This window comes from Roseateles sp. (assembly GCF_019237615.1).
Lineage (GTDB): Bacteria > Pseudomonadota > Gammaproteobacteria > Burkholderiales > Burkholderiaceae_C > Pelomonas.
Window position 1 is genome coordinate 23,883 of the sequence record NZ_JAFAGT010000060.1, and the last position, 21,678, is coordinate 45,560.

General features: G+C 69.5%; 26 protein-coding genes. 21 read left to right on the forward strand and 5 right to left on the reverse strand.

The annotated features are described in order from the left end of the window. The first annotated feature begins 2 nt into the window (after window positions 1–2). From JOY88_RS11705 to JOY88_RS11765, 13 genes are read left to right on the forward strand one after another with little or no spacing between them, the layout of a single operon-like run. Complete coding sequence (locus JOY88_RS11705) at window positions 3–596, forward strand: pilus assembly FimT family protein (RefSeq protein ID WP_293502573.1); 594 nt, start codon at window positions 3–5, stop codon at window positions 594–596. After that, window positions 593–1,312 (forward strand): PilW family protein, encoded by a 720-nt coding sequence (locus JOY88_RS11710; RefSeq protein WP_293502575.1) that lies wholly within the window; start codon window positions 593–595, stop codon window positions 1,310–1,312. Before JOY88_RS11705 ends, JOY88_RS11710 begins: the two co-directional genes overlap by 4 nt. Beyond that, a complete protein-coding gene (locus JOY88_RS11715; RefSeq protein ID WP_293502577.1) occupies window positions 1,309–2,610 on the forward strand; it encodes a PilX N-terminal domain-containing pilus assembly protein in 1,302 nt (433 codons plus the stop codon). The genes JOY88_RS11710 and JOY88_RS11715 overlap by 4 nt, the downstream gene beginning before the upstream one ends. Before the next feature lie 13 nt (window positions 2,611–2,623). Next, entirely contained in the window at window positions 2,624–3,952 is a 1,329-nt protein-coding gene (locus tag JOY88_RS11720) for a type IV pilus modification PilV family protein (RefSeq protein WP_293502579.1), read from the forward strand. Between the two features lie 28 nt (window positions 3,953–3,980). Further along, on the forward strand, window positions 3,981–5,012 hold the full coding sequence (ribD, locus tag JOY88_RS11725; RefSeq protein ID WP_293502581.1) for a bifunctional diaminohydroxyphosphoribosylaminopyrimidine deaminase/5-amino-6-(5-phosphoribosylamino)uracil reductase RibD: 1,032 nt from the start codon (window positions 3,981–3,983) through the stop codon (window positions 5,010–5,012). Window positions 5,013–5,036: 24 nt separating this feature from the next. Further along, the gene (gene ribBA, locus JOY88_RS11730) at window positions 5,037–6,134 is read left to right on the forward strand and encodes a bifunctional 3,4-dihydroxy-2-butanone-4-phosphate synthase/GTP cyclohydrolase II (RefSeq protein ID WP_293502583.1); all 1,098 of its coding nucleotides are present in this window, start codon (window positions 5,037–5,039) and stop codon (window positions 6,132–6,134) included. A 16-nt stretch (window positions 6,135–6,150) separates the two neighbouring features. Beyond that, complete coding sequence (gene ribH / locus JOY88_RS11735) at window positions 6,151–6,624, forward strand: 6,7-dimethyl-8-ribityllumazine synthase (RefSeq protein WP_293502585.1); 474 nt, start codon at window positions 6,151–6,153, stop codon at window positions 6,622–6,624. Then, entirely contained in the window at window positions 6,621–7,103 is a 483-nt protein-coding gene (gene nusB / locus JOY88_RS11740) for a transcription antitermination factor NusB (protein ID WP_293502587.1), read from the forward strand. The genes ribH and nusB overlap by 4 nt, the downstream gene beginning before the upstream one ends. After that, the gene (locus JOY88_RS11745) at window positions 7,100–8,278 is read left to right on the forward strand and encodes a pyridoxal phosphate-dependent aminotransferase (protein WP_293502589.1); all 1,179 of its coding nucleotides are present in this window, start codon (window positions 7,100–7,102) and stop codon (window positions 8,276–8,278) included. Before nusB ends, JOY88_RS11745 begins: the two co-directional genes overlap by 4 nt. After that, window positions 8,275–8,670: a tol-pal system-associated acyl-CoA thioesterase gene (ybgC, locus tag JOY88_RS11750; protein ID WP_293502591.1), complete on the forward strand. Its 396-nt coding sequence runs from the start codon at window positions 8,275–8,277 to the stop codon at window positions 8,668–8,670. Before JOY88_RS11745 ends, ybgC begins: the two co-directional genes overlap by 4 nt. Beyond that, on the forward strand, window positions 8,667–9,341 hold the full coding sequence (gene tolQ, locus JOY88_RS11755) for a protein TolQ (protein ID WP_293502593.1): 675 nt from the start codon (window positions 8,667–8,669) through the stop codon (window positions 9,339–9,341). Before ybgC ends, tolQ begins: the two co-directional genes overlap by 4 nt. After that, entirely contained in the window at window positions 9,341–9,775 is a 435-nt protein-coding gene (tolR, locus tag JOY88_RS11760) for a protein TolR (RefSeq protein ID WP_293502595.1), read from the forward strand. Before tolQ ends, tolR begins: the two co-directional genes overlap by 1 nt. 7 nt (window positions 9,776–9,782) lie before the next feature. Beyond that, window positions 9,783–10,643 (forward strand): cell envelope integrity protein TolA, encoded by an 861-nt coding sequence (locus JOY88_RS11765; protein WP_293502597.1) that lies wholly within the window; start codon window positions 9,783–9,785, stop codon window positions 10,641–10,643. Here JOY88_RS11765 and JOY88_RS11770 read toward each other — a convergent pair. From JOY88_RS11770 to bufA1, 4 genes are read right to left on the reverse strand one after another with little or no spacing between them, the layout of a single operon-like run. Then, entirely contained in the window at window positions 10,621–11,109 is a 489-nt protein-coding gene (locus JOY88_RS11770) for a DoxX family protein (protein WP_293502599.1), read from the reverse strand. The two genes, JOY88_RS11765 and JOY88_RS11770, sit on opposite strands and share 23 nt — an antisense overlap. After that, the gene (locus JOY88_RS11775) at window positions 11,106–11,804 is read right to left on the reverse strand and encodes an HvfC/BufC N-terminal domain-containing protein (RefSeq protein WP_293502600.1); all 699 of its coding nucleotides are present in this window, start codon (window positions 11,802–11,804) and stop codon (window positions 11,106–11,108) included. Before JOY88_RS11775 ends, JOY88_RS11770 begins: the two co-directional genes overlap by 4 nt. Beyond that, on the reverse strand, window positions 11,801–12,652 hold the full coding sequence (gene bufB, locus JOY88_RS11780) for an MNIO family bufferin maturase (protein WP_293502601.1): 852 nt from the start codon (window positions 12,650–12,652) through the stop codon (window positions 11,801–11,803). Before bufB ends, JOY88_RS11775 begins: the two co-directional genes overlap by 4 nt. A 4-nt stretch (window positions 12,653–12,656) precedes the next feature. After that, window positions 12,657–12,914, reverse strand: a complete 258-nt coding sequence (gene bufA1 / locus JOY88_RS11785) for a BufA1 family periplasmic bufferin-type metallophore (RefSeq protein ID WP_293502603.1) — start codon at window positions 12,912–12,914, stop codon at window positions 12,657–12,659. A 103-nt stretch (window positions 12,915–13,017) separates the two neighbouring features. Here bufA1 and JOY88_RS11790 point away from each other — a divergent pair, with 103 nt between their 5' ends. Continuing rightward, window positions 13,018–13,599: a sigma-70 family RNA polymerase sigma factor gene (locus tag JOY88_RS11790; protein WP_293502605.1), complete on the forward strand. Its 582-nt coding sequence runs from the start codon at window positions 13,018–13,020 to the stop codon at window positions 13,597–13,599. Beyond that, window positions 13,596–13,790 (forward strand): anti-sigma factor family protein, encoded by a 195-nt coding sequence (locus JOY88_RS11795; RefSeq protein ID WP_293502607.1) that lies wholly within the window; start codon window positions 13,596–13,598, stop codon window positions 13,788–13,790. Before JOY88_RS11790 ends, JOY88_RS11795 begins: the two co-directional genes overlap by 4 nt. On the opposite strand, the gene pcp is transcribed toward JOY88_RS11795, so the two are convergent. Continuing rightward, a complete protein-coding gene (pcp, locus tag JOY88_RS11800; protein ID WP_293502609.1) occupies window positions 13,791–14,444 on the reverse strand; it encodes a pyroglutamyl-peptidase I in 654 nt (217 codons plus the stop codon). 117 nt (window positions 14,445–14,561) lie between these two features. Here pcp and JOY88_RS11805 point away from each other — a divergent pair, with 117 nt between their 5' ends. The 6 genes from JOY88_RS11805 (at window position 14,562) to JOY88_RS11830 (ending at window position 21,677) form a co-directional block, all read left to right on the forward strand. Beyond that, window positions 14,562–17,111, forward strand: a complete 2,550-nt coding sequence (locus JOY88_RS11805; protein ID WP_524539215.1) for an ATPase, T2SS/T4P/T4SS family — start codon at window positions 14,562–14,564, stop codon at window positions 17,109–17,111. A 2-nt stretch (window positions 17,112–17,113) separates the two neighbouring features. Then, window positions 17,114–18,841, forward strand: a complete 1,728-nt coding sequence (locus tag JOY88_RS11810) for a GspE/PulE family protein (protein WP_293502611.1) — start codon at window positions 17,114–17,116, stop codon at window positions 18,839–18,841. 7 nt (window positions 18,842–18,848) lie between these two features. After that, entirely contained in the window at window positions 18,849–20,081 is a 1,233-nt protein-coding gene (locus JOY88_RS11815) for a type II secretion system F family protein (RefSeq protein WP_293502613.1), read from the forward strand. Between the two features lie 142 nt (window positions 20,082–20,223). After that, window positions 20,224–20,628, forward strand: a complete 405-nt coding sequence (locus JOY88_RS11820) for a pilin (RefSeq protein ID WP_293502615.1) — start codon at window positions 20,224–20,226, stop codon at window positions 20,626–20,628. Between the two features lie 4 nt (window positions 20,629–20,632). After that, window positions 20,633–21,079 carry a pilus assembly FimT family protein gene (locus JOY88_RS11825; protein WP_293502617.1) on the forward strand — a complete coding sequence of 149 codons (447 nt, stop codon included), beginning with the start codon at window positions 20,633–20,635 and terminating at the stop codon, window positions 21,077–21,079. Window positions 21,080–21,116: 37 nt separating this feature from the next. Continuing rightward, a complete protein-coding gene (locus JOY88_RS11830) occupies window positions 21,117–21,677 on the forward strand; it encodes a prepilin-type N-terminal cleavage/methylation domain-containing protein (protein ID WP_293502619.1) in 561 nt (186 codons plus the stop codon). The last annotated feature ends 1 nt before the right edge of the window (window position 21,678 follow it).

Below are 21,678 nucleotides of genomic sequence, written 5' to 3' on the forward strand. Positions count from 1 at the left end.
CCATGCAGAAGCGTTTTCTTGCGCCGAAGACTCGCCGGTCGGGCCTGACGCTGGTCGAGATCCTGGTCGGGCTGGGCGTGCTGGCAATCCTGCTGGCGGTTGCCGCGCCTTCGATGGCCGACCTGCTGGAGCGGCGTCGCGTGATTGCCGCCGCCGAGGAGGTCGCGAGCGTCCTCACCTATGCCAAGGCGGAAACCACGTCGACCAATTCCGTGCTGACCGTGCGATTCGACCCCGGCACCAGCATGAGCTGCGCCGCCGTCACGACGTCTGCAACGGGCTTCAACAACAGGTGCAAGTGCAATCAGGATCCGGCCCTGATCTGTCAGGGCGCCGGTGCCGAGCTGTTGCGCCTGTTCCAGTTGCCTGCGGACTACGTGACCTTCGCGGCGGACACGATCGACCACAAATGGCCGGGCACCTCGTACCAGCTTAAGTTCGGGCGCATGCAGATGGACGTCGCCGCACTGGGGTTCCACGTCGATGTGGTCAGCAAGAAGAAGAAATACACCTTGCGTGTAGAGGTCAATACGGCCGGCCGGGTAAGGGTTTGCACGCCCGCCGGCGACATGACCGGATACGCAAGATGCGCATGAATCTCCACCTGCGCCGTGCAAGCCGCGGCCTGGCCGAGCGGGGCTTGGGCCTGGTCGAGTTGATGGTGGGCATCACCGTCGGGTTGATCGTCGTCGCAGGGGCGACCCTGGTCGCGACACGACAGATCACCGAGCATCGCCGGCTGATGCTCGAAGTGCAGATGCAGCAGGATCTGCGGGTCGCGGCCGACCTGCTGCAGCAGGACCTGCGTCGCGCGGGTTACCGCGGACTACCGGCCAACGGCGTGTGGGAGCCGGAGCGCAGCGCGGGCACGATCCCGGCCAAGCCCGCGGCGTCCAGCCCGTACACCGTGCTGACGCAGCCGCAGGGCACGAACGATCTGCTCTACCGCTACGCGCGGCCGCCGGCCGGCACAACCGCCGTCAACACGAGCAATGCGCTGGCCAGCAATGAACAGTCTGGCATCCGGCTGAGCAACAAGACGCTCTATCTCCAGCTCGGTCAGTCCAATTGGCAGCCCATCACCGATCCGGATGCGGTGCTGATCGAGAACTTCACTCCCGTCATCAGCACGCAGCAGATCTCGCTGGAGGATGTGTGTGACTGCACCACCGGCGGCGCCTGCCCGACGCTGACCCTGAGGCGCGTGGACGTCACCATCCAGGCCGTTTCCAAGTCGGATCGCAACGTCAAGCGCACCTTGCGGGTCAGCGAAAAGATCCGCGCCGACCTTGTCGACGGGGTCTGCCAATGAGGCGCGGATTCGGCGTGGGCCGATCGGCACAGAACGGTGCCGCCACGCTGGTGGTGGTCATGGTGCTGTTCCTTGTGATGGCCCTGCTGGCTGCCTATGCCAACCGCAGCCTGATGTTCGAGCAGCGCATCTCGGGCAGCTACTACCGTGCCAGCCTGGCACAGGAGATGGCCGAGGGCGGCGTGGAATGGACGGTGGCCATGTTGAATGGCACCGGCATCGATGCCAGCTGCCAGCCGGTGAGCAGCGGCGGGACACGGTTCGCCGACAAGTACCTCGCCATTTCATCGGTGGATCGCAGTGTGCAGAGCAAGACTGCTGCCGCCCTGGAATTCGCGGTCGATTGCGCCAGAACCGGCAACACCCTGGTCTGCCGCTGCCCGGCGCCCAACGACCGGACCGCCCAGCCCGCCACGACCGTTCAGGGCCTGCTCGTGCCCAGCTTCGGGCTTGCCCTGGGCACCGACGTGACCCTGCACTACGGCAGCTTCCAGGTGACCTCGCAGGGCTGCAGCGACAGCAGTGTCGACAACTGCAGGACCGATGGTGCGGAGGGCCGCAGCCCGAAGGCCATCGCCACGTCCGTGCAGACGGCGTCCATCGCCTTCATCGCCGCGGTGCCCTCCTCTCCCGCCAGCCCCTTGACGGTCAAGGGCAGCCTGACGACCACGGGCAGTGGCGGGCTGGGCCTGCACAACACCGATCCAGCATCTTCAGGCCTGCTGGTCGTCTCGGGCGGGACTGCGCCGGCCCTCGTCGACGCCCGCATGGACAGCGTGCCCGGCACCCCACCCGCACAGGCGCGCATCTTCGACGACGCCGGACTGAGTAGCTTGTCCGCCGACTGGTTCTTCCGAACCTATATGGGCATGGCGCCCAGCCGCTACCAGAACCATCCGTCGCTGCGCGTCGTCACCTGCCCCGCCGGTGATTGCGGGCCGGCTCTGCAGGCCGCCTACGCCGCGGGCCAGCGCATCCTGTGGATTGCAGGCCCCATGACCATCGCCTCCAACGTCGTCATCGGTGCCGTCAACGACCCGCCGCTGATCATCGTCAACGGCAATGTCGTGCTGAGCGGGCCCATGCAGATCAACGGCATGCTGGTGGCGCTCGGCGACCTGGCCTGGAGCAACACCGGGGGGCTCACGTCGCTGATCACGGGCATGGTGCTGGTCCAGGGCGACATGACCGCGACGGGCAGCATGGACATCCAGTACCTGCAATCCATCGCCAATCAGCTCCGCAACCGCCAGGGCAGCTATGCGCGGGTCTCCGGCAGCTTGATCGACGCCGACTGACGGAGGCAGAGCCATGTCCGAGCTGCATTCCACCTCCGCATCGCCCCGCACATCCACACGCCAGCAGGGCGTCACCCTGATCGAGGCACTCGTGGCCTTGCTGGTGATGTCCTTCGGCATGCTTGCCCTGGTGGGCCTGATGAGCAACCTCCGCTATGGCGCGGATCTCGCCAAGCAGCGCAGCGAAGCCATGCGCATTGCGCGCGCTGAAATCGCCCAGATGCGCGATTTCTCCGAACTCCGCCGCGCCTCCAGCACGCCGGCTTCCGCCGGGGTCTACGCCGCAATGCTCGCCGAAACCGTCACCCCTTTGCCGGTGAGGCCGGTGACGCTGCCCGACTCCAATACGACCTATGTCGTGCAGCGCAACATCGGCTCCCTCGCTACCGGCGGGCAGGGGCTGACGGTGCGCGTGAACGTGAGCTGGACGGACCGGACCGGGGACCTGCAGTTCGTCAACCTCGACACCGTCATCGCCTCCGTCGACCCGGTCTTCAGCGCAGTGGTGGGGTTCACGCCTCGCAGGGCCCCGCTGACCCAGCCGTCCGCCCGCAACCCGGCCATTCCGGCCGGAGCCAAGCAACTGGGCAAGGACATCAGCGCCTTCCGCCCCGACGCGCTGGCTGGCACGGTCTGGGTCTTCAACAACCTGGATGGCACCATCATCGGCAAATGCGAAATCCCCGCCGGCACGCCGGTGTCCACGCTCACCACCGCCGATGTCGAGTCCTGCATCAACGGCACGGTCGGCTATCTGCTCAGCGGCGTGGTCCGCTTCTCCAACACCAGCCCGCCCAACCCCGGCCTGCCCGAAGCCGGCGGCTTTCAGCTGGGCCTGAGCATCGTCAACGGGACCTATTGGCTGCCGCGGCTCACACCCCAGGGTGTTCCGGTGATGAGCAGCGGCAACATGGTGCTGGACAGCTTTGTCGCCACGGCTCCCGCGGCAGCGGACCAGCAGTGCCTCAGCGATTCGGCCAGCAGCCCGCCCTACGTCAGCTACTACTGTGTCGTCTACCCGAAGGAGGCCGGTCCCGCCGGCTCGCGCCTGACCTGGTCGGGCCAGTTGGTCCTGACGGGTTTTGCGACCGGCGCCAGCGCCGCCCAGTTCCGCGTCTGCCGCTACAGCGCCGACTACAACGGCAGCGGCGGCGGCTTCACGGCCGACTGGACGGCCCTGGAGAACGAAGAGCATCCGGCCGTCTACGCCAAGGTCGCCGGCTCGCTGACGCGCCAGAACTTCCTGGTGGTGCGCGGCGACCTCAACTGCCCCACGGCGCCCGCCGTCGATCCGGCCCACGGCGTCTTCGCCGACTATTCGACGATCCAATTGCAGCCTTGACGGAGGGCGCGCTGGCTAGACTGGCGACATGAATCCGCCGGACCTCCATGCCGCCCTGCTGCGCGCACTCTCCCTGGCCGAGCAAGCCGTCGGCCTGAGCGACCCCAACCCCCGCGTCGGCTGCGTCATCCTGGCGCCCGACGGCCGTGAGCTGGGTGCCGGCCACACCCAGGTCGCGGGCCAGGCCCACGCCGAGGTCATGGCGCTGCGGGATGCCGCCGCCCGCGGCCACGACGTGCGCGGGGCGACGGCCGTCGTCACGCTGGAGCCCTGCTCCCACCATGGCCGCACGCCGCCCTGCTGCGACGCGTTGATTGCTGCGGGCATCGCGAACGTCGTCTGCGCCATCGAGGATCCCAACCCCCAGGTCGCCGGCCAGGGCCTGTCGCGACTGCAGGCCGCGGGCATCCGGGTCGAGCTGGCCGAGCCCGCCGTCGCCGCGGCGGCCCGCGAGCTGAACATCGGCTTCTTCTCGCGCATGCAGCGCGGCCGCCCCTTCGTGCGCCTGAAGTCGGCCATCTCGCTGGACGGCCGCACTGCCCTGCCGGACGGTCGCAGCCAATGGATCACCGGCGAAGCGGCCCGCGCCGACGGCCATGCCTGGCGCAAGCGCGCGGGCGCCGTGCTGACCGGCATAGGTACCGTGCTGGCCGACGATCCGCGGCTGGACGTGCGCCTGGTGCCCACAGCCAGGCAGCCGCTGCGCATCGTGCTGGATCCGCGGGGCCGCATGCCGGCCGACGCCTGCCTGCTGCAGCCGCCCGGCGAGGCCCGCGTCATCGGCCCGGGCCGTGCCGACCTGCCTGCCCTGCTCACCGAGCTGGGCGGCCAGGGCATCAACGAGTTGCACGTCGAGGCCGGTCCGACGCTGTCAGGCGCTTTCCTCGATGCCGGCCTTGTCGACGAGTTGCTGGTCTACCAGGCGCCCCTGCTGATCGGCGAGGGCCGCCCGCTCGCTGCGCTGGCGCCTCTGGCCGAGCTCGGCCATGCCCGTCGCTGGCAACTGCTCGAGGCCACCTCCGTGGGTCAGGATCTGCGCCTGCGTCTGCGGCCGACCTAGGGTCGCCACCTACAATTGCCCGCTATGCCCATCTCCCCCATTCCCGAGCTGGTCGCCGAGTTGGCCGCCGGCCGCATGGTCATCCTGGTCGACGAGGAAGATCGCGAAAACGAGGGCGATCTCGTCCTCGCCGCCGACCTCGTCACGCCCGAGGCGATCAACTTCATGGCCAAGCATGGCCGCGGCCTGATCTGCTTGACGCTGCCGCGCGAGCATTGCGAGCGACTGCAGTTGCCGCCGATGACGCGCCGCAACGGCACCCAGCATGGCACGGCCTTCACCGTGTCCATCGAGGCGGCCACCGGTGTCACGACCGGCATCTCCGCCGCCGACCGCGCCCGCACCGTGCAGGCCGCGGTCGCCGCCGAGGCCAAGGCCAGCGACCTGGTCCAGCCCGGCCACATCTTCCCGTTGCAGGCACAGGACGGCGGCGTGCTGATGCGCGCCGGCCATACAGAGGCCGGCTGCGACCTGGCCCGCATGGCCGGCCTGTCGGCCACCTCCGTGATCTGCGAGATCATGAAGGACGATGGCAGCATGGCCCGGCTGCCCGATCTGGAGATCTTCGCCAAGGAGCACGGCCTGAAGATAGGCACGATCGCCGACCTCATCGAGTACCGCAGCCGTCACGAGAGCCTGATCACGCGCGTCGCCCAGCGCCGCCTGAACACGGCCCAGGGCGAGTTCGACTGCCAGGTCTTCACCGACCGCACGGGCGCCACCCACCTGGCCCTCAGCCATGGTGCCTGGCAACCCGGCGACGAGGTGCTGGTGCGGGTGCATGAGCCGCTGTCCGTCATGGACCTGCTGGAGGCCGGCTCCTGCGGCCACTCCTGGGGCCTGCCGGCTGCGCTGGCGGCGCTCAAGGCCAGCCCGGCCGGTGCCGCAGTGCTGCTGAACTGCGGCGAGGATGCCGCCGGTGTGCTGGCCCGCGTGCAATCCAGCGAGCCGGTCGCGGTCTCCAAGGGTGCCATGGACCTGCGCACCTACGGCGTCGGCGCCCAGATCCTGAAGGCCCTGGGCGTGCACCGCATGAAGCTGCTGGGCAGCCCGCGCCGCATGCCCAGCATGACCGGCTACGGCCTCGAAGTGACCGGCTTCGTCGCCCCCCCTTCCTGCTGAACGACGGAGGCACGCGATGCAAGATTCCGAACAAGGCCGGCCCGGCTTCGAGGGCGCACTCGACGGTAGCGAGCTCAGCATCGCCATCGTGCAGGCACGCTTCAACGACGCCATCACCTCGGCCCTGGCCAGCGCCTGCCTGGCCGAGCTGTCGGTGCTGGGCGTGCCGGCCGAGGCCATCCGCCACGTGACCGTGCCCGGCGCGCTGGAGGTGCCGCTGGCCCTGCAGGCGCTGGCCGAGAGCGATGACTACGACGCGCTGATCGCACTGGGCTGCATCATCCGCGGCGAGACCTATCACTTCGAGCTGGTGGCCAACGAAAGCGGCGCGGCCATCACGCGCGTCGGCCTGGACCATGGCACTCCCATCGCCAACGCCATCCTCACCGTCGAGAACGAAGCCCAGGCCTGGGCCCGGGCCGAACCCAAGGGCCGCGACGCCGCGCGCGTTGCCGTCGAGATGGCCAACCTGCTGAAAGACATCGAGTGAACGCCACCCCCGCCAAGACCGGCAATCGACCCGGCGCCAAGCGCGCCCCCGCCAAGTCCGCCCGCCGCCGCTCGCGCGAGGCCGCCGTGCAAGGCCTGTACCAATGGCTGCTGACCGGCGAGGACGTCGGCGCCATCAACGCCCTCGGCCGCGAGCAGGAAGGCTATGCCAAGCTCGACGTCAAGCATTACGACGCGCTGTTGACCGGCTGCGTGAACGAGGCCGCCGACCTCGACGCCATCCTGTCCCGTCACGTGGACCGCCAGACCACCGAGCTCTCGCCCATTGAGCACGCCATTCTGATGATCGGCGCCTACGAGCTCAAGCACTGCATCGACATCCCCTACAAGGTCGCTATCAACGAGGCGGTCGAACTGGCCAAGTCCTTCGGTGGCACCGATGGTCACAAATACGTCAATGGCGTGCTGGATCGCGCGGCCGTCGACCTGCGCCCCGTCGAGGTCAGCGCGCGCCGATGAAGCTCGCCTCGCGGCTGGCCCGCATCGAGCCCTTCTACGTGATGGAGCTGGCCAAGGCCGCGGCCCAGGCGGCGGCCGGTCCGCTGTGTGATCCCGCCCGCGGCGGACGGCGCATGATCCGGCTGCATGTCGGCGAGCCCGATTTCGGCGCCTCGCCGGCAGTGCGCGATGCCGCCGCCCGCGCCGCGCAGGGCCCCACGCCCTACACCGACTCGCTGGGCCTGCCTGCACTGCGCGAGGCCATCTCGCGCTGGTATGCGCAGCGGTTCGGCCTTGTCATCGCCCCTGAACGCATCGCCATCACGGCCGGCGCATCGGCCGGCCTGCAGCTCGCCTGCCTCGCCCTCTTCGAGCGCGGCGACGAGGTGTTGATGCCCGACCCGTGCTATCCCTGCAACCGCCACTTCGTGGCGGCCACCGACGCGACGCCTCGCCTGCTGCCCACCGGCGCGGCCGAGCGCTTCCAGCTCGGTGCCGGCCAGGTGCGCGAGGCCTGGACACCGGCCACGCGCGGCGTGCTGCTGGCCTCGCCCAGCAACCCCACCGGCACCTCCATCGCGCCCGAGGTGCTGGCCGACATTGCCGGCTTTGTGCGCAGCCAGGGTGGCGTCACGGTCGTCGACGAGATCTACCTGCCGCTGAGCTACGAGGAGCATTTCGGCCACAGCGCGCTGGCCCTGGGCGACGACATCGTCTCGGTCAACAGCTTCTCCAAGTACTTTGGCATGACGGGCTGGCGGCTGGGCTGGCTGGTGCTGCCGCCTGCCCTGGTGCCGGCCATCGAGCGGCTGGCGCAGAACTTCTACATCTGCCCGTCCACGCTGGCGCAGCTTGCGGCGCTGGCCTGCTTCGAGCCCGAATCCATCGGCGAGTACGAGCGTCGTCGCGCCGTGCTGAAACAGCGCCGCGACTACATCGTGCCGGCGCTCGATGCGCTGGGCCTGAGCGTGCCGGTGCCGCCGGACGGCGCCTTCTACGCCTGGATGGACGTCAGCCGCCACCACCCCGACAGCTGGACGTTCGCTCATGAGCTGCTGCAGCGGGCCCAGATCGCGCTGACGCCGGGTCGCGACTTCGGTGTCGCCGACCCGCAGCGCTGGATGCGGCTGTCCTTCGCCTCGTCCATGGAGGACCTGGAAGAAGCCGTCGCCCGCCTGCGCGAGGTGCTGGCGTGAGCTTCGAGTTCCCGATCCGGGTCTACTGGGAAGACACCGATGCCGGTGGCATCGTCTTCTATGCCAACTACCTGAAGTTCTTCGAGCGCGCCCGCACCGAGTGGCTGCGCGCGGCCGGCGTCGAGCAGCACCAGCTGCGCGAGGATACCGGCGTCATCTTCGTCGTCGCGGCCACCAGCCTGCGCTATCTCGCGCCGGCCCGGCTCGACGACCTGCTGACCGTCACCGTCGAACCCCTGCCCGCCGGCCGTGCCAGCCTCGTCGTTCGCCAGCGCGCGCTGCGCGGCGACACGCTGCTGTGCGAAGGCGAGATCCGCATCGGTTGCGTGCGCGCCGACGACCTGAAACCCCAACGCCTGCCCGACACCGTCGTCGCGGCGATCACTGCATGAACCAAGAACTCTCCATCGTCTCCCTGATCCTGCATGCCAGCTTCGCGGTGCAGCTCGTCATCGCGGGCCTGCTGCTCGTGTCGCTGGCGAGCTGGAGCGTCATCTTCGGCAAGCTCATCGGTCTGGGCCAGATCAAGCGCCGCAACGACGCCTTCGAGGCCGAGTTCTGGAGCGGCAAGAACCTCAACGACCTCTACCAGTCGGTTGGCAGCCGCCAGGACGGCGCGCCGCTGGAGCGCATCTTCGCGTCCGGCATGCGCGAGTTCCTGAAGCTGCGCGAGAAACGCGTCACCGACGCCGGTGCCCTGCTCGACGCGGCGCGCCGCGCCATGCGCGCCAGCTTCCATCGCGAGCTGGATGCGATGGAGAGCAACCTGTCCTTCCTCGCCTCGGTCGGTTCCGTGTCGCCCTACGTGGGCCTGTTCGGCACCATCTGGGGGATCATGCACGCCTTCGTGGGCCTGTCCAACCTGACGCAGGTGACGCTGGCCACCGTGGCCCCCGGCATTGCCGAGGCGCTGGTCGCGACGGCCATCGGCCTGTTCGCCGCCATCCCGGCCGTGCTGGCCTACAACCGCTTCGCGCGCCAGATCGACCGCAGCGCGATCACGCTGGAGACCTTCATCGAGGAGTTCTCCAACATCCTGCAACGCAACGCGACGCAGCACTGATGGCCACCGTCTCCTCCCGTGGCGGTCGCCGGCGCCGCACGATGAACGAGATCAACATGGTCCCGTTCATCGACGTGATGCTGGTGCTGCTCATCATCTTCATGGTCAGCGCACCGCTGATCACGACCGGCCTCGTGGACCTGCCCAGCGTGGGCAAGAGCCGCCAGCAGCCCGAGCATGTCATCCAGGTCATCGTCGGCACCGACGAGAAGCTCAAGATCAAGGTCGACCAGCTGGAGCCCGAGTCCATCCCGGTCAACCGGCTGGCCGAGCGCGTCAAGAAGGCCCAGGGGAGCGACGCGAACAACCCCGTCGTCATCTCCGCCGACAAGAACGTCAAGTACGAGGCCGTCGTGCAGGTCATGGACTCGCTGCAGCGCGCCGGCATCCAGCGCGTCGGCCTGGCCGTGAAGAGCGGCGCGTCCAGCCAATGATCGATCGATGAGCGTCGCGACCCTGCGTCCCCCTGAAGCCGCCGGCCTGGGCCGCGGCCTCGTGCTTGCGCTGATCGCGCACGGCCTGCTCATCCTCGCGTTGAGCTACGGCCTGCATTGGCGCAGCGACTCGTCGGCTGCCTTCGAGGCCGAGTTGTGGTCGGCCGTACCGCAGGTCGCCGCACCCCGCGAGGAGGCCCCGCCGGAGCCCGAGCCTCAGGCCCAGCCCAAGCCCGATCTGAAGGCGCAGCAGCGCGCGGCCGAGGAAGCCGCCGCCGAGCAGCGCGAAGCCGAGATCGCGGTCGCCAAGGCCCGGAAGATCAAGGAAGAGAAGGCCCGCGAGGACGCCGCCAGACTCGAGCGCGAGAAGGTGGCCAAGGAAAAGGAAGCCAAGGAAGCCAAGGACAAGGCCGCCAAGGAGAAGGCGGCCAAGGAAGAGCAGGACCAGCGCAAGAAGCTCCAGGACGCCAAGGCGGCGAAGGAGGCCAAGGAGGCCGATGCCCGCCGGGAGGCGCAGCGCCAGGAGTTCCTGCGCCGCATCCAGGGGATGGCCGGCGGTACGCCGGGCTCGACCGGGGCGGCAGCGCAGAACTCCGCGCCGTCGGCGGGCTACGCGGGCCGCATCAAGGGCAAGATCCGCCCGCTCATCATCTACTCGGACGACGGCGCCGCAAACCCGACCGCCGAAGTGCAGGTTGCGCTGGGCCCCGACGGCCGCATCCTCGGCACCAAGGTGCTCAAGGCCAGCGGCGACGGCGATTGGGACCGCGCCGTGCTGCGCGCCATCGAGAAGGCCGAGACGCTGCCCCGCGACGTCGACGGCCGCGTGCCACCGGTGCTGATCCTCAGCTTCCGCCCACGCGAATAAACCGGTCGACGGACCAGCGGCCGGAGCCGAACAATGCGATCACCAGGGCCAACACACCCCACAGCATGTGCTGGGCCTGGGCGACTGGCGTGAAATCCTCGCTCATCAGCGAAAGCGCCGCCATCAGGTTCACGACGAACAGGCTCGCGCCGGCGAAGCGCCCGGCCAGCCCCAGCACCAGCAGCACCGGCAGCACCAGCTCGCCCGTCGTGCCCATGTAGGCGGCCAGCGTGGGCGGCAGCAGCGGCACCTGGTAGTAGTCGTGGAACAGGGCCAACGTCGACGACCAGTCGCGCAGCTTGGTCAGGCCGGACATGAAGAAGATCCGGGCCACATAGAGCCGTGCCGCCAGTAGGGCCAGGGACTGCAACTGGCTCAGCAGCGCCTCCAGGGGCGCCGGCAGCCGCGTGGGCGCCAGGCCCGGGTCGGTGAAGGCGCGCAGCGTGCGGGAGATCAGGGTGTTCATGGCGGCTTGCTCCGTTCCGGTGGTGTGGTCCCGACCGCTTGCAGCCAGGTCTTCTGCAGCGCGGCTTGCAGCCAGGCGCCGAAGTCGAAGTCGGTCTCGGCGCCGGAACCTTTCACCTCGGCGGCCGCAAGCGCGTCGGCCAGGCTGGCGCCATCGAGCAGGCAGCGCATGAAGACCGCCTCGGCCGCCGGCAGGGCCTGCCACTGCCCACGCCAGCCCTGGCGCCAGACCAGCACCGGGCCGCCCGCCTGCGCCAGCATCGCGACGCCGGGGCGCAGACGCAGCCACAGCGCTTCGGGCGGCGTATCGCCGAGCAGCTGGAGCGAGTCGGCGTCCAGCGCGACATCCCCAGCCCGCTCGGCCTGGTGCAAGGCCCAGTCCAGTCGTGCCAGATCGGGCAGGCCCGAGGCTTCGCCGGCGCGTTCGACGAGAAAGCCGGCCAGCGCTCCGCCCCATTCCCCGAGGTCGCCGCATTCGGGCGGACGTGCACGCCAGAAGGTCCAGGCCAGCGCCGCGAACTCGGCCTCGCCGAGGGCGTCGCGCAGCCGGCCGAAGGGCACGGCCAGCGCCCGGTCGGACAGCGCCACCAGGTTGCCGCGGTAGGCGGCCAGGCCGCGCTGGCCGCCGCTCAGCCCGGCGGGCGGCTCGCCACGGCCCAGCAGTGCATCGAGCAAGGCCTGTTGCCGGGCCTTCATGGCTGCACCGCCCTCGCCCGCTCGGCCTCCGCGAGCAGCACGTGCAGTTCGGGCAAGTCCTGGTCCCATTCGATCAGCGTCGGCGTCGGCCCGAAGCGCGCGATGGCATGCGCGTGGACGCGCCACACCTCGTCGCGCACGCGGCTGCCGTGGTCGTCGATGACGAGGCCGTCCTCGCGCTCGCAATGCCCGGCCAGGTGCATCTCGCCGACGCTGCCGGGGCGAATCGCATCGACCCAGCGCATCGCCTCCCGCGCCGCGGCCTCGGGCCCGTGGCCCGCGTTGCGCGCGTTGACGACGAGGTTGTTGACGTCCAGCAGCAGGCCGCAGCCGCTGCGCCGCGTCAGTTCGTTGAAGAACTCGGGCTCGGCCAGCGTGTCCCCGCCCCAGCCCACGTAGGCACTGATGTTTTCGACCAGCATGGGCCGGCCCAGGCGTTGCTGCACCGCGTCCACATGGCGGGCCAGCAGCGCCAGCGACTCGTCGTTGAACGGGATGGGCAGCAGGTCCGCCGCGTGCAGTCCCGAGCCGACGCGCGCGAAGCAGGCGTGGTCGGACACCCAGGCAGGTTGCACCCGTTCGACGAGGCGGGCCAGGCGCTCCAGGTGCCAGTCGTCCAGCCCGACCGCGGAGCCCAGGCCCAGGCCCACGCCATGCAGGCTGACCGGGTAGGCCGCGCGACCGGCTTCCAGCACGGCCAGCGCGACGCCGCCGTCGGCGAAGAAGTTCTCCGAATGGACCTCGATGAAGCCGAGCGCGGGCCGCTGGGCCAGCAGGGCCTCGTAGTGGGGCTGGCGCCAGCCGACGCCCACGCAGGGCGTGGCCGGCACCCCGGCTTGCGGGTTCAAGTCGTCACTTCTTGGCCGGAGGCTTGGTCGAGCCGCCATCCTTCTCGCAGCTGCCCTTGGCGACGTACTTCCACTCGCCGGGGGACTTGTCGGCCTTGGCCAGGCCGGCGCAGGAGTGGGCGCCGGTGGCGCAGTCGTTCTGGCCGGCCTTGGCGATGCCATAGCACTTCTCCCTGGCGGCGTCGGCGGCCTGGGCCTGGGCAACGAGGCCCAGGGACAGGGCGGTGGCAAGGGCCGAGGACATGAGGGCTTGGTTCTTCATGGACAGGTCTCCGAAAGCTGAGGGGTGGTGAACTAAGCGGCCGATGATGCGGCGGCTGCGATGAAGTCGCAAGACACGCCCAGTCCTTACACTGCGCGCCGCCATGGCCGCCTCAACCGACTTCTGCCGCCAGATCGAGGCCTTGCGCCCCACCCTGCTGAAATACGCCCGGCTGCAGCTGCGCAATCCGGCCTGGGCCGAGGATGCCGTCTCCGAGACGCTGCTCGCCGCGCTCGAGAAGCCGCAGGCCTTTGCGGGCGCCAGCCAGCTCAAGACCTGGCTCATCGGCATCCTCAAGCACAAGCTCGTCGACCAGATCCGCCGCAACAGCCGCGAACTGTCGACGACGGCCGGTACCGATGACCGCGAGGACCTGGACGAGCTGCTGTTCGCCGCCGACGGGCATTGGCGTGAGACCCAGCATGACTGGGGCAACCCGGAGGATGCGCTGCGTCAGCTCGACTTCATGAAGGTACTGGAAGCCTGCGTCGAAAAACTGCCCGGCCAGCAGGGGCGGCTCTTCATGATGCGCGAATGGCTGGAGCTGGAATCCGACGAGATCTGTAAGGAACTGGCCATCACGCCGACCAACCTCTGGGTCATGCTGCACCGGGCCCGGCTGCGGCTGCGCGAATGCCTGCAGGCGGGCTGGTTCGACGCGGCATCCCATGGAGAAGCGCCTTGATCAAGCTGAAGATCACCTGCCGGGCGGCCACGCAGATCATCCTGCAGGCCGAGGACCGCCGCATGCCGCTGGCCGAGCGGCTTTCGCTGCGCCTGCATCACCGCATCTGCAGCAACTGCCGCCGGTTTGCCCGTCAGGTGCGGCTGATGCGCCTGGCCAGCGCACGCTGGCGGCAGCACCCGGTCGAGTGATCAGCTCGTGGGCGCGCCCTCGTCCGGCGCGGCCGACGCCGAGGCCTCCTCGCTTTCCAGCGCGATCGCCACGGCCAGCTGGATCGCGGCGATCTGCGCCGCCAGGCCCATGCTGGGCACCGAGGGCTGGGCGCGCGCTGCCTGCTCAGGCAAGGCCGGCACGTGGATGAAGCCGCTCCTGACCCCGCGGCCTGCCAGCCGATGCTGCAACTCGAAGAAGACCTGGTTGCAAACGAAGGCGCCGGCCGTGAGCGACAGCCCGGCCGGATGGCCGGCCGCGCGCAACCCGTTGCGTATGGCCTTGACGGGCAGCGTCGAGAAATAGGCCGCGGGCGCGTCGGGGCGCACCGGCACGTCCTGCGGGCGCTCGCCGGCGTTGTCGGGGATGCGGGCGTCGATCAGGTTGACGGCCACGCGCTCGATCGAGATCTCCGTGCGGCCGCTGGCCAGGCCCAGGGCGATGACGAGATCGGGCTTGAATAGGGTCAGCGCCGCCTCGAGCGCCTCGGGCGCGCCACCGAAGCTGGTGGGCAGGCAGCGCGCGTGCACGGTCGCGCCGGCGATGACGTGCCCCTGCAGCGAGCGCGCCACTTCCCAGGACGGATTGATGGCGTCGCCGCCGAAGGGCTCGAAGCCGGTGAGCAGGATGTTCATGCCGCCATTCTCGCGAATCGGCACGCCGCGCGCCTGCGTCGTTTGCACGGTGTTTCTCCAGGGGAGGCGAGTCACGACTGCCCTCCATAATCGCCGGCACTCCCTCTGCGCTTGCCCATGATCGACCCGTCCCAGCCCCTGTCGTGGCCCCACGGCGATGCCGCCCCTTCCGCTCCCGCCCCTGCCCCCGTCCCGGCGTCGGCGTCGGCGTCGGGCTTCTCCTGGCCCTGCCCACCCTACGCGGCGTATCCCCAGCCCCAGGTGCAACGCGGCCAGGAGGCCTGCGAGATCCTCGGCCTGAACAACAGCCGAAGCGCCGGCCAGCTGCTGCACCTGGACGTCGCCGAGCGCGTCGTGCAGATCAACGTGCCGCCGGCGCGCAACGGCATGCCGCTGAAGTTCAGCCAGTTCCGCGCCGTCAAGCTGCAGCGCCCGCTGACGGTGCCGCCGCGCGACGCTGGCGACGCGAACTCGCCCCTCAGCGTGGACCAGCGCCCGCGCTCGGAGTTCCGCATCGTCTTCAACGGCGGCGACGAGCTCAAGGGCGTGACCATAGGCCACCACCACGACGGTCTGGGCCTGTTCCTGTTCCCGCCCCTGTCCGGCGATGACGACTCGGTGCGCCGTGTCTTCGTGCCTCGCGAGGTGCTGGCGCATTTCGAGATCGGCGAGCGCATCGGGGACATGCTGCTCAAGGACGAACTCGTCACCCCAGAGCAACTGAAGGCAGCCGCCGTCGAGCAGACCGGCCTGCGCCGGCGCCGCGTCGGCGATATCCTGGTCGAGCAGCAGGTCGTCACGGCCGAGCAATTGCTGCAAGCCATCGAGCAACAGGCCAAGATGCCCATGGTGCGCATCGGCGAAGCGTTGCTCGCGCTGGACCTGGTCACGCCCCAGCAGCTGGACCAGGCCCTGATGCAGCAGCGCGAGGACCGCTCCGTGCCACTGGGCGAGTTGCTGGTGCGCAAGGGAGTCATCAGCCGAGCGCAGCTGCAGTCGGCGCTGGCGCGCAAGATGGGCTACCCGGTCGTCGACGTCGAGAAGTTCGCCATCGAGCCCGACGCGGTCCGCAAGCTGCCGCATGCGGTGGCCAAGCGCCTTGAGGTGCTGCCGCTGGTGCTGCGCGAGGGCCGCCTCATCGTCGCGATGGAAGACCCGACGCGGCGCGACGCCCTCGACGAGGTCGAGTTCATCACGCAGCTCAAGGTCGTGCCGACGCTGACCAAGCTGGGCACGCTGCAGTTCGCCATCCCTGCATCCTTCGACCGCTACGGCGCCGATGCGCTGCCGCGCAGCAACACCGACCCGCTGCCCGACTTCCAGCCTGACTTCGCGCTGGACAGCTCCAACAAGCTCATCGAGAGCCTGGAGCGGGACAGCAGCGAGCGCGCCACGCGGGAAGAGGAATCGACCATAGAGCAGAGTGACAACTCGCTGGTCCGCCTCATCAACTCGATGATCATCGAGGCGCATGGCCAGGGCGTGTCCGACATCCACATCGAGACCTACCCGGGCCGCGAGAAGCTCAAGATCCGCTTCCGCCGCGACGGCGTGCTGCAGCATTACCTGGAGCTGCCTCACACCTACCGTAATGCAATGATCGCGCGCATCAAGATCATGTGCGATCTCGACATCTCCGAGCGCCGCAAGCCGCAGGACGGCAAGATCAACTTCGGGCGGTTCTCGGCCCAGCACAAGCTGGAGCTGCGCGTCGCGACCATCCCCACCACCAACGGGCTGGAGGACGTCGTCATGCGCCTGCTGGCCAGCAGCAAGCCAATGCCGCTGGACCGCATCGGCCTGAGCGCGGCCAACCTCGCGGCCCTGCGGGCGGCCGTGGCCCGGCCCTATGGCATGGTGCTTTGCGTGGGTCCCACCGGCTCGGGCAAGACGACGACGCTGCACTCGGCGCTCAGCCACATCAACACGCCCGAGCGCAAGATCTGGACCGCAGAGGACCCGGTCGAGATCACCCAGGCCGGCCTGCGCCAGGTGCAGGTGAACCCCAAGATCGACTGGACCTTCGCCAAGGCGCTGCGCTCCTTCCTGCGCGCCGACCCCGATGTCATCATGGTCGGCGAGATCCGCGACCAGGAGACGGCCGAGATCGCCGTCGAGGCCTCGCTGACCGGCCACCTGGTGCTGTCCACGCTGCACACCAACAGCGCGCCCGAGACCATCACGCGTCTGCTGGACATGGGCATGGACCCGTTCAACTTCGCCGACTCGCTGCTGGCCGTGCTGGCCCAGCGCCTGGTGCGACGCAGCTGCACGGCCTGCCAGACGGCCGAGCCCATGACCGAGGTCGAGCTCGGCGAGCTGCTGGACGACTACCTCCACGTCTTCCCGGCCGGCGCACGGCCCGACCGCCTCGCGCTGACGGCGGAGTGGACCCGGCAGCATGGCCGGGATGGCCGGCTGATGAAGTTCACCAGCCCGGGCTGCCCCGCCTGCGGCAACAGCGGCTACAAGGGCCGCGCGGGCCTGCACGAGCTGCTGACCGTGTCACGGGACACCCGCCGCATGATCCAGACCGGTGCCCGCGCCGAGGAGCTGCAGCAGACCGCATTGGCCGAGGGCATGCGCTCGCTGCGCCAGGACGGTATCGTCAAGGTGCTGCAGGGCGTCACCACCATCGCCGAAGTCCACGCCACCAGCAACAGCTAGCCATGACCGAAGCCGACGCCGCAGCCGCTCCCCGCCCAAAACTGCGTCTCGGCGACGTCCTCGTCGAGCAGCAGCTCATCTCGGCCGAGCAGCTCGGCCAGGCGCTGGAGCTGCAGCGCGCCACCGGCAAGAAGCTGGGCCGCCTGCTCATCGAGGCCAACCTCATCTCCGAGGAGGCGCTGGCCCATGTGCTGGCCCGCCAGCTGCGCGCGCCCTTCGTCAACCTGAAGACCTTCCCGCTCAAGACCGAGCTGGTGCGGCTGCTGCCCGAGACGCCGGCGCGGCGCTTTCGCGCGCTGGTGCTGGAAGAGCGCGGCGACACCCTGCTCGTCGCCATGGCTGACCCGCTGGACCTGTTCGGCTTCGACGAGCTGGCCAAGATCCTGAAGCGCCGCCTGGCCATGGCCGTCGTCGCAGACAGCCAGCTCGCTGCCGTCTACGACAAGCATTACCGCCGCAGCGACGAGATCTCGGGGCTGGCCAAGGCGCTGGAGAAGGACATCGGCGACGCGGTGGACTTCGGCGCGCTGCAGGCCAGCGTGGGCCAGGAGGGCGCGCCCGTCGTGCGGCTGCTGCAATCGGTGTTCGAGGATGCGACGCGGGCCGGCGCCTCCGACGTGCACATCGAGCCCCAGGAGGGCGAGCTGCTGATCCGCAACCGGGTCGACGGCATCCTGCAGACGCTCACCCAGGCCGACAAGCGCATCGCCCCGGCCCTGGCCCAGCGCCTGAAGCTGATGGCCGGCCTGGACATCTCCGAGAAGCGCCTGCCCCAGGACGGCCGCTTCACTCTGCGCCTGTCGGACCGCACGCTGGACGTGCGCCTGTCCACCATGCCCAGCCAGTACGGCGAATCCGTGGTCATGCGTCTGCTGGGCCAGGGCACGTCCTTGCGCCGCCTGGCCGACCTCGGCATGCCCGAGGACATGCTCAGGCGGTTCCGGGACCTGCTGGCGCGCGACGCCGGCATGATCCTGGTCACCGGCCCCACCGGCTCCGGCAAGACCTCGACGCTCTATGCCGCGCTGGCCGAGCTGGATGCCGAGAAGCTGAAGATCATCACGGCCGAGGATCCCATCGAATACCGCCTGCCCGGTCTGACCCAGGTGCAGGTCAACGACCGCATCGAGCTGGACTTCGCCAAGGTGCTGCGCGCCGCGCTGCGCCAGGACCCCGACGTCATCCTCGTCGGCGAGATGCGTGACGCCGAAACGGCCGAGATCGGCCTGCGCGCGGCCATCACGGGCCACCTGCTGCTGTCCACGCTGCACACCAAGGACACCGTGTCCACGCCCTTCCGGCTGCTGGACATGGGCGCCCCGCCCTTCATTGTGGCCACGTCGCTGCAGGCCGTGCTGGCCCAGCGCCTGCTGCGCGGCGTCTGCAGGCATTGCGCCGAGCCGCACCTGGCCACGCCGCAGGAGCAGGCCTGGATCCACGAGGTGCAGGCCCTGAACGGGGAGCCGCCCGCCCCGGTGGCCAGCGTCAAGGGCCGCGGCTGCTCCGAATGCAACGGCACCGGTACCCAGGGACGGCGTGGCATCTACGAGATGCTGGAAATCGACCCCGACATGGCCCTGGCCATCCAGAAGAGCGATGCCGGCGCCTTCCTCGCCGCGGCGCGCCGTGCCCTCAAGGGCAAGACGCTGGCCGACCGCAGTCTGGCCCTGGTGCGCGAGGGCCAGACCTCGCTGGCCGAGGCGGTGCGCATCAGCGTGGATGCCGACTGAGCGCCGGATGAGCAACTTCACGTTCAAGGGGCGCAACACCCGCGGCGAGCTGGTGGAAGGCATCGTCGACGCGGCCAGCAGCGACGCCGTCGCCGCCCAGCTGATGGCCGGCGGCGTCGTGCCCGTCAGCATCGAGGCGACGCCGGAGGCCGTCGGCGTCGCGGGGGGCGGCGGCTGGCTGCAGGCGCTGCTCGCCAAGCCTGTCACGCAGGAGGACACGCTGGTGCTGACGCGCCAGCTCTACACGCTGCAGAAGGCTGGCGTGCCCATCCTGCGCTCCCTCGCCGGCCTGGAGGCGTCCACCAGCCATGCCGGCATCGTCAGCCTGCTGCGGGACGTGCATGCCAGCCTGGACCAGGGGCGCGAGCTGGCCACGGCCTTCGCCCGCCATCCGAACGTGTTCAGCAGTTTCTACGTCGCGATGACCCGCGTCGGCGAGCTGACGGGCCGGCTGACCGAGGTCTTCCTGCGCCTGGCCCAGCACCTGGAGTTCGAGCTCGACACCCGCGCCCGCATCAAGCAGGCCCTGCGCTACCCGCTGATGGTCGTCGTCGCGATGGGCGTTGCGCTGATCATCATCAACCTCGTCGTGCTGCCCAAGTTTGCCGACGTCTTCGCGCACTTCAAGAGCGAGCTGCCGCTGATGACGCGCCTCCTGCTCGGCTTCTCGGGCTGGACGGTGAAATGGTGGCCCCTGGTCGCCGCCGGCGGCATCGCGCTGGCACTGGCCTGGCGCAACGGGGTCGCCACCACCGGCGGCCGCTACGCCTGGGATCGCTTCAAGCTGCGCCTGCCCATCGTCGGAGACATCGTCCTCAAGGCCACGCTGGCCCGCTTCGCGCGCAGCTTCGCGCTGGCCAGCAGTGCGGGCGTGCCCATCAGCCAGGCCCTGACCGTCGTCGCCCAGACGGTGGACAACGCCTACATCGGCGCCCGCATCGAGCAGATGCGCGACGGCGTCGAGCGCGGCGAGAGCATCTCGCGCTGCGCGACCGCCACTGGCGTCTTCACGCCCATCGTGCTGCAGATGATCGCGGTGGGCGAGGAAACCGGTGAGCTGGACGCGTTGATGACCGAGATCGCGCAGATGTACGAGCGCGAGACCGACTACGCCGTCAAGGGACTGTCCGCCGCCATCGAGCCCATACTGCTGGTCGTCATCGGCTTGCTGGTGCTGATGCTGGCGCTGGGCGTCTTCCTGCCGCTGTGGAACCTCAGCCGGGCCGCCATGGGGCGCTGACCGCGGCCGTGAAGCCTGCAACGGTTTTCCAGGCGACAGGGGGCGTCCACACAATTTGTGCGCTTTTCACTTCTCATTGCTGACCCGTTAGCCGATATTCCCGCCACCCCCGGACCACAGCGCGCCGCGCAGGAAGGCACCCATGAACAAGTCTCAGCAAGCCGGCTTCACCCTGATCGAGCTGGTGATGGTCATCGTCATCCTCGGCGTGTTGGCGGCCGTCGCGCTGCCCAAGTTCGTCAGCGTGGATGCCGATGCGCGGGCGGCCGCCCTCAATGGCGTGGCCGGCGCGCTGAGCTCCGGGTCCGCGGTCAACTACGCTTCCCGCAAGGCCAACAACACCAAGGGCGTCGCGGTGGCCAACTGCAGCGACGTCGAGAAGACCATGCAAAGCTACAACGGCACGCCTGGCACCGGCCTGCCCAGCAGCAGCTACACGATCACCGCGGCCGCCATCACCGCGGACAACACCGTGTCGTGCACTCTGACGCAATCAATCAACGGCAACACGGCGACCACAACCTTCACCGCCACCGGTATCTCCTGAGCACATGCCACGCAACCCGCGTGGCTTCACGCTGATCGAGCTCATCCTCGTCGTCGTGATCACGGCCGCCCTGGCAGTGTTCGCCCTCCCCAAGGTGGTGGACACGACGCTGTGGCGGCTGCGCTCGTTTGGCGACGACCTGCAGGCCCGTCACCAGGCCATGCTGCGCCTGGCCCTGCAGCAGCGCCGGCCCATCGTGGCCACCCTCACCGGCAGCGGCGTCAGCTGGGCCTACGCCGGCGGCGCCGTCATCGACACCCTGCCCTGCCCGGCGACCGAGAGCCCCTGCATCGCCGAGGGCGGCAGCCGCTCGGTGACCTTCAACAGCGGCAACAGCGGCGCGACGGCCACCGGCACGGGCGCGGCGATGAGCGCCACCGTCGCCTATGGGAGCTACAGCCAGGCCTACCGCATCGAGACGGACACGGGTCTGATTTATCCAACGCCTTGAGGTTTCGAAGGTGCCCGGCTCGGCTAGCATTTCGCGCATGCCGGCCATGCACCTCAGGCGACGCCCGCGCGGCCTGACCCTGATCGAACTGCTGCTCTTCGTCGTCGTGGTCGGCGTCGCCCTGAGCGCGCTGCTGCAGGTCTTCGTCGCTGCCACCCAGGCCAGCGCCGACCCCATGATCCGTCGCCAGCAGCTCGCCATTGCCGAGTCGCTGCTGCGCGAGGTCGAGCTGATGCCCTTCACCTGGTGCGACCCGACCGACACGAAGGTCGCGACGGCCGGCTCCGCGGCGGACTGCGCGACGCTCCCGGAAGCCAGCGGCCCCGAGGCCGGCCAGACCCGCTACGGTCCGTCCAATTTCTTCAACAACGTCAACGACTACGCCGGCTTCTCCATGAGCGGCATCCGCGACGTGACGAACGCGGCCGTCGCCGGCCTGGGCGGCTACGGCGCCGCGGTGGACGTCACCGCGGCCGCGCTGGACAACGTCGCCGCCGGCGCGGCACTGAAGATCACCGTCACCGTCACCGCGCCGGACGGCAGCAGCCTGAGCTTGCAGGGCTGGCGCACCCGCTACGCGCCCAACGCGCCGGACTGAG

Coding starts and splice junctions, on each gene's coding strand:
- JOY88_RS11705 (WP_293502573.1), top strand. CDS start 3: ATGCAGAAGCGTTTTCTTGCGCCGAAGACTCGCCGGTCGGGCCTGACG.
- JOY88_RS11710 (WP_293502575.1), top strand. CDS start 593: ATGAATCTCCACCTGCGCCGTGCAAGCCGCGGCCTGGCCGAGCGGGGC.
- JOY88_RS11715 (WP_293502577.1), top strand. CDS start 1,309: ATGAGGCGCGGATTCGGCGTGGGCCGATCGGCACAGAACGGTGCCGCC.
- JOY88_RS11720 (WP_293502579.1), top strand. CDS start 2,624: ATGTCCGAGCTGCATTCCACCTCCGCATCGCCCCGCACATCCACACGC.
- ribD (WP_293502581.1), top strand. CDS start 3,981: ATGAATCCGCCGGACCTCCATGCCGCCCTGCTGCGCGCACTCTCCCTG.
- ribBA (WP_293502583.1), top strand. CDS start 5,037: ATGCCCATCTCCCCCATTCCCGAGCTGGTCGCCGAGTTGGCCGCCGGC.
- ribH (WP_293502585.1), top strand. CDS start 6,151: ATGCAAGATTCCGAACAAGGCCGGCCCGGCTTCGAGGGCGCACTCGAC.
- JOY88_RS11745 (WP_293502589.1), top strand. CDS start 7,100: ATGAAGCTCGCCTCGCGGCTGGCCCGCATCGAGCCCTTCTACGTGATG.
- tolQ (WP_293502593.1), top strand. CDS start 8,667: ATGAACCAAGAACTCTCCATCGTCTCCCTGATCCTGCATGCCAGCTTC.
- tolR (WP_293502595.1), top strand. CDS start 9,341: ATGGCCACCGTCTCCTCCCGTGGCGGTCGCCGGCGCCGCACGATGAAC.
- JOY88_RS11765 (WP_293502597.1), top strand. CDS start 9,783: ATGAGCGTCGCGACCCTGCGTCCCCCTGAAGCCGCCGGCCTGGGCCGC.
- JOY88_RS11770 (WP_293502599.1), bottom strand. CDS start 11,109: ATGAACACCCTGATCTCCCGCACGCTGCGCGCCTTCACCGACCCGGGC.
- JOY88_RS11775 (WP_293502600.1), bottom strand. CDS start 11,804: ATGAAGGCCCGGCAACAGGCCTTGCTCGATGCACTGCTGGGCCGTGGC.
- bufA1 (WP_293502603.1), bottom strand. CDS start 12,914: ATGAAGAACCAAGCCCTCATGTCCTCGGCCCTTGCCACCGCCCTGTCC.
- JOY88_RS11790 (WP_293502605.1), top strand. CDS start 13,018: ATGGCCGCCTCAACCGACTTCTGCCGCCAGATCGAGGCCTTGCGCCCC.
- pcp (WP_293502609.1), bottom strand. CDS start 14,444: ATGAACATCCTGCTCACCGGCTTCGAGCCCTTCGGCGGCGACGCCATC.
- JOY88_RS11805 (WP_524539215.1), top strand. CDS start 14,562: ATGATCGACCCGTCCCAGCCCCTGTCGTGGCCCCACGGCGATGCCGCC.
- JOY88_RS11810 (WP_293502611.1), top strand. CDS start 17,114: ATGACCGAAGCCGACGCCGCAGCCGCTCCCCGCCCAAAACTGCGTCTC.
- JOY88_RS11815 (WP_293502613.1), top strand. CDS start 18,849: ATGAGCAACTTCACGTTCAAGGGGCGCAACACCCGCGGCGAGCTGGTG.
- JOY88_RS11820 (WP_293502615.1), top strand. CDS start 20,224: ATGAACAAGTCTCAGCAAGCCGGCTTCACCCTGATCGAGCTGGTGATG.
- JOY88_RS11825 (WP_293502617.1), top strand. CDS start 20,633: ATGCCACGCAACCCGCGTGGCTTCACGCTGATCGAGCTCATCCTCGTC.
- JOY88_RS11830 (WP_293502619.1), top strand. CDS start 21,117: ATGCCGGCCATGCACCTCAGGCGACGCCCGCGCGGCCTGACCCTGATC.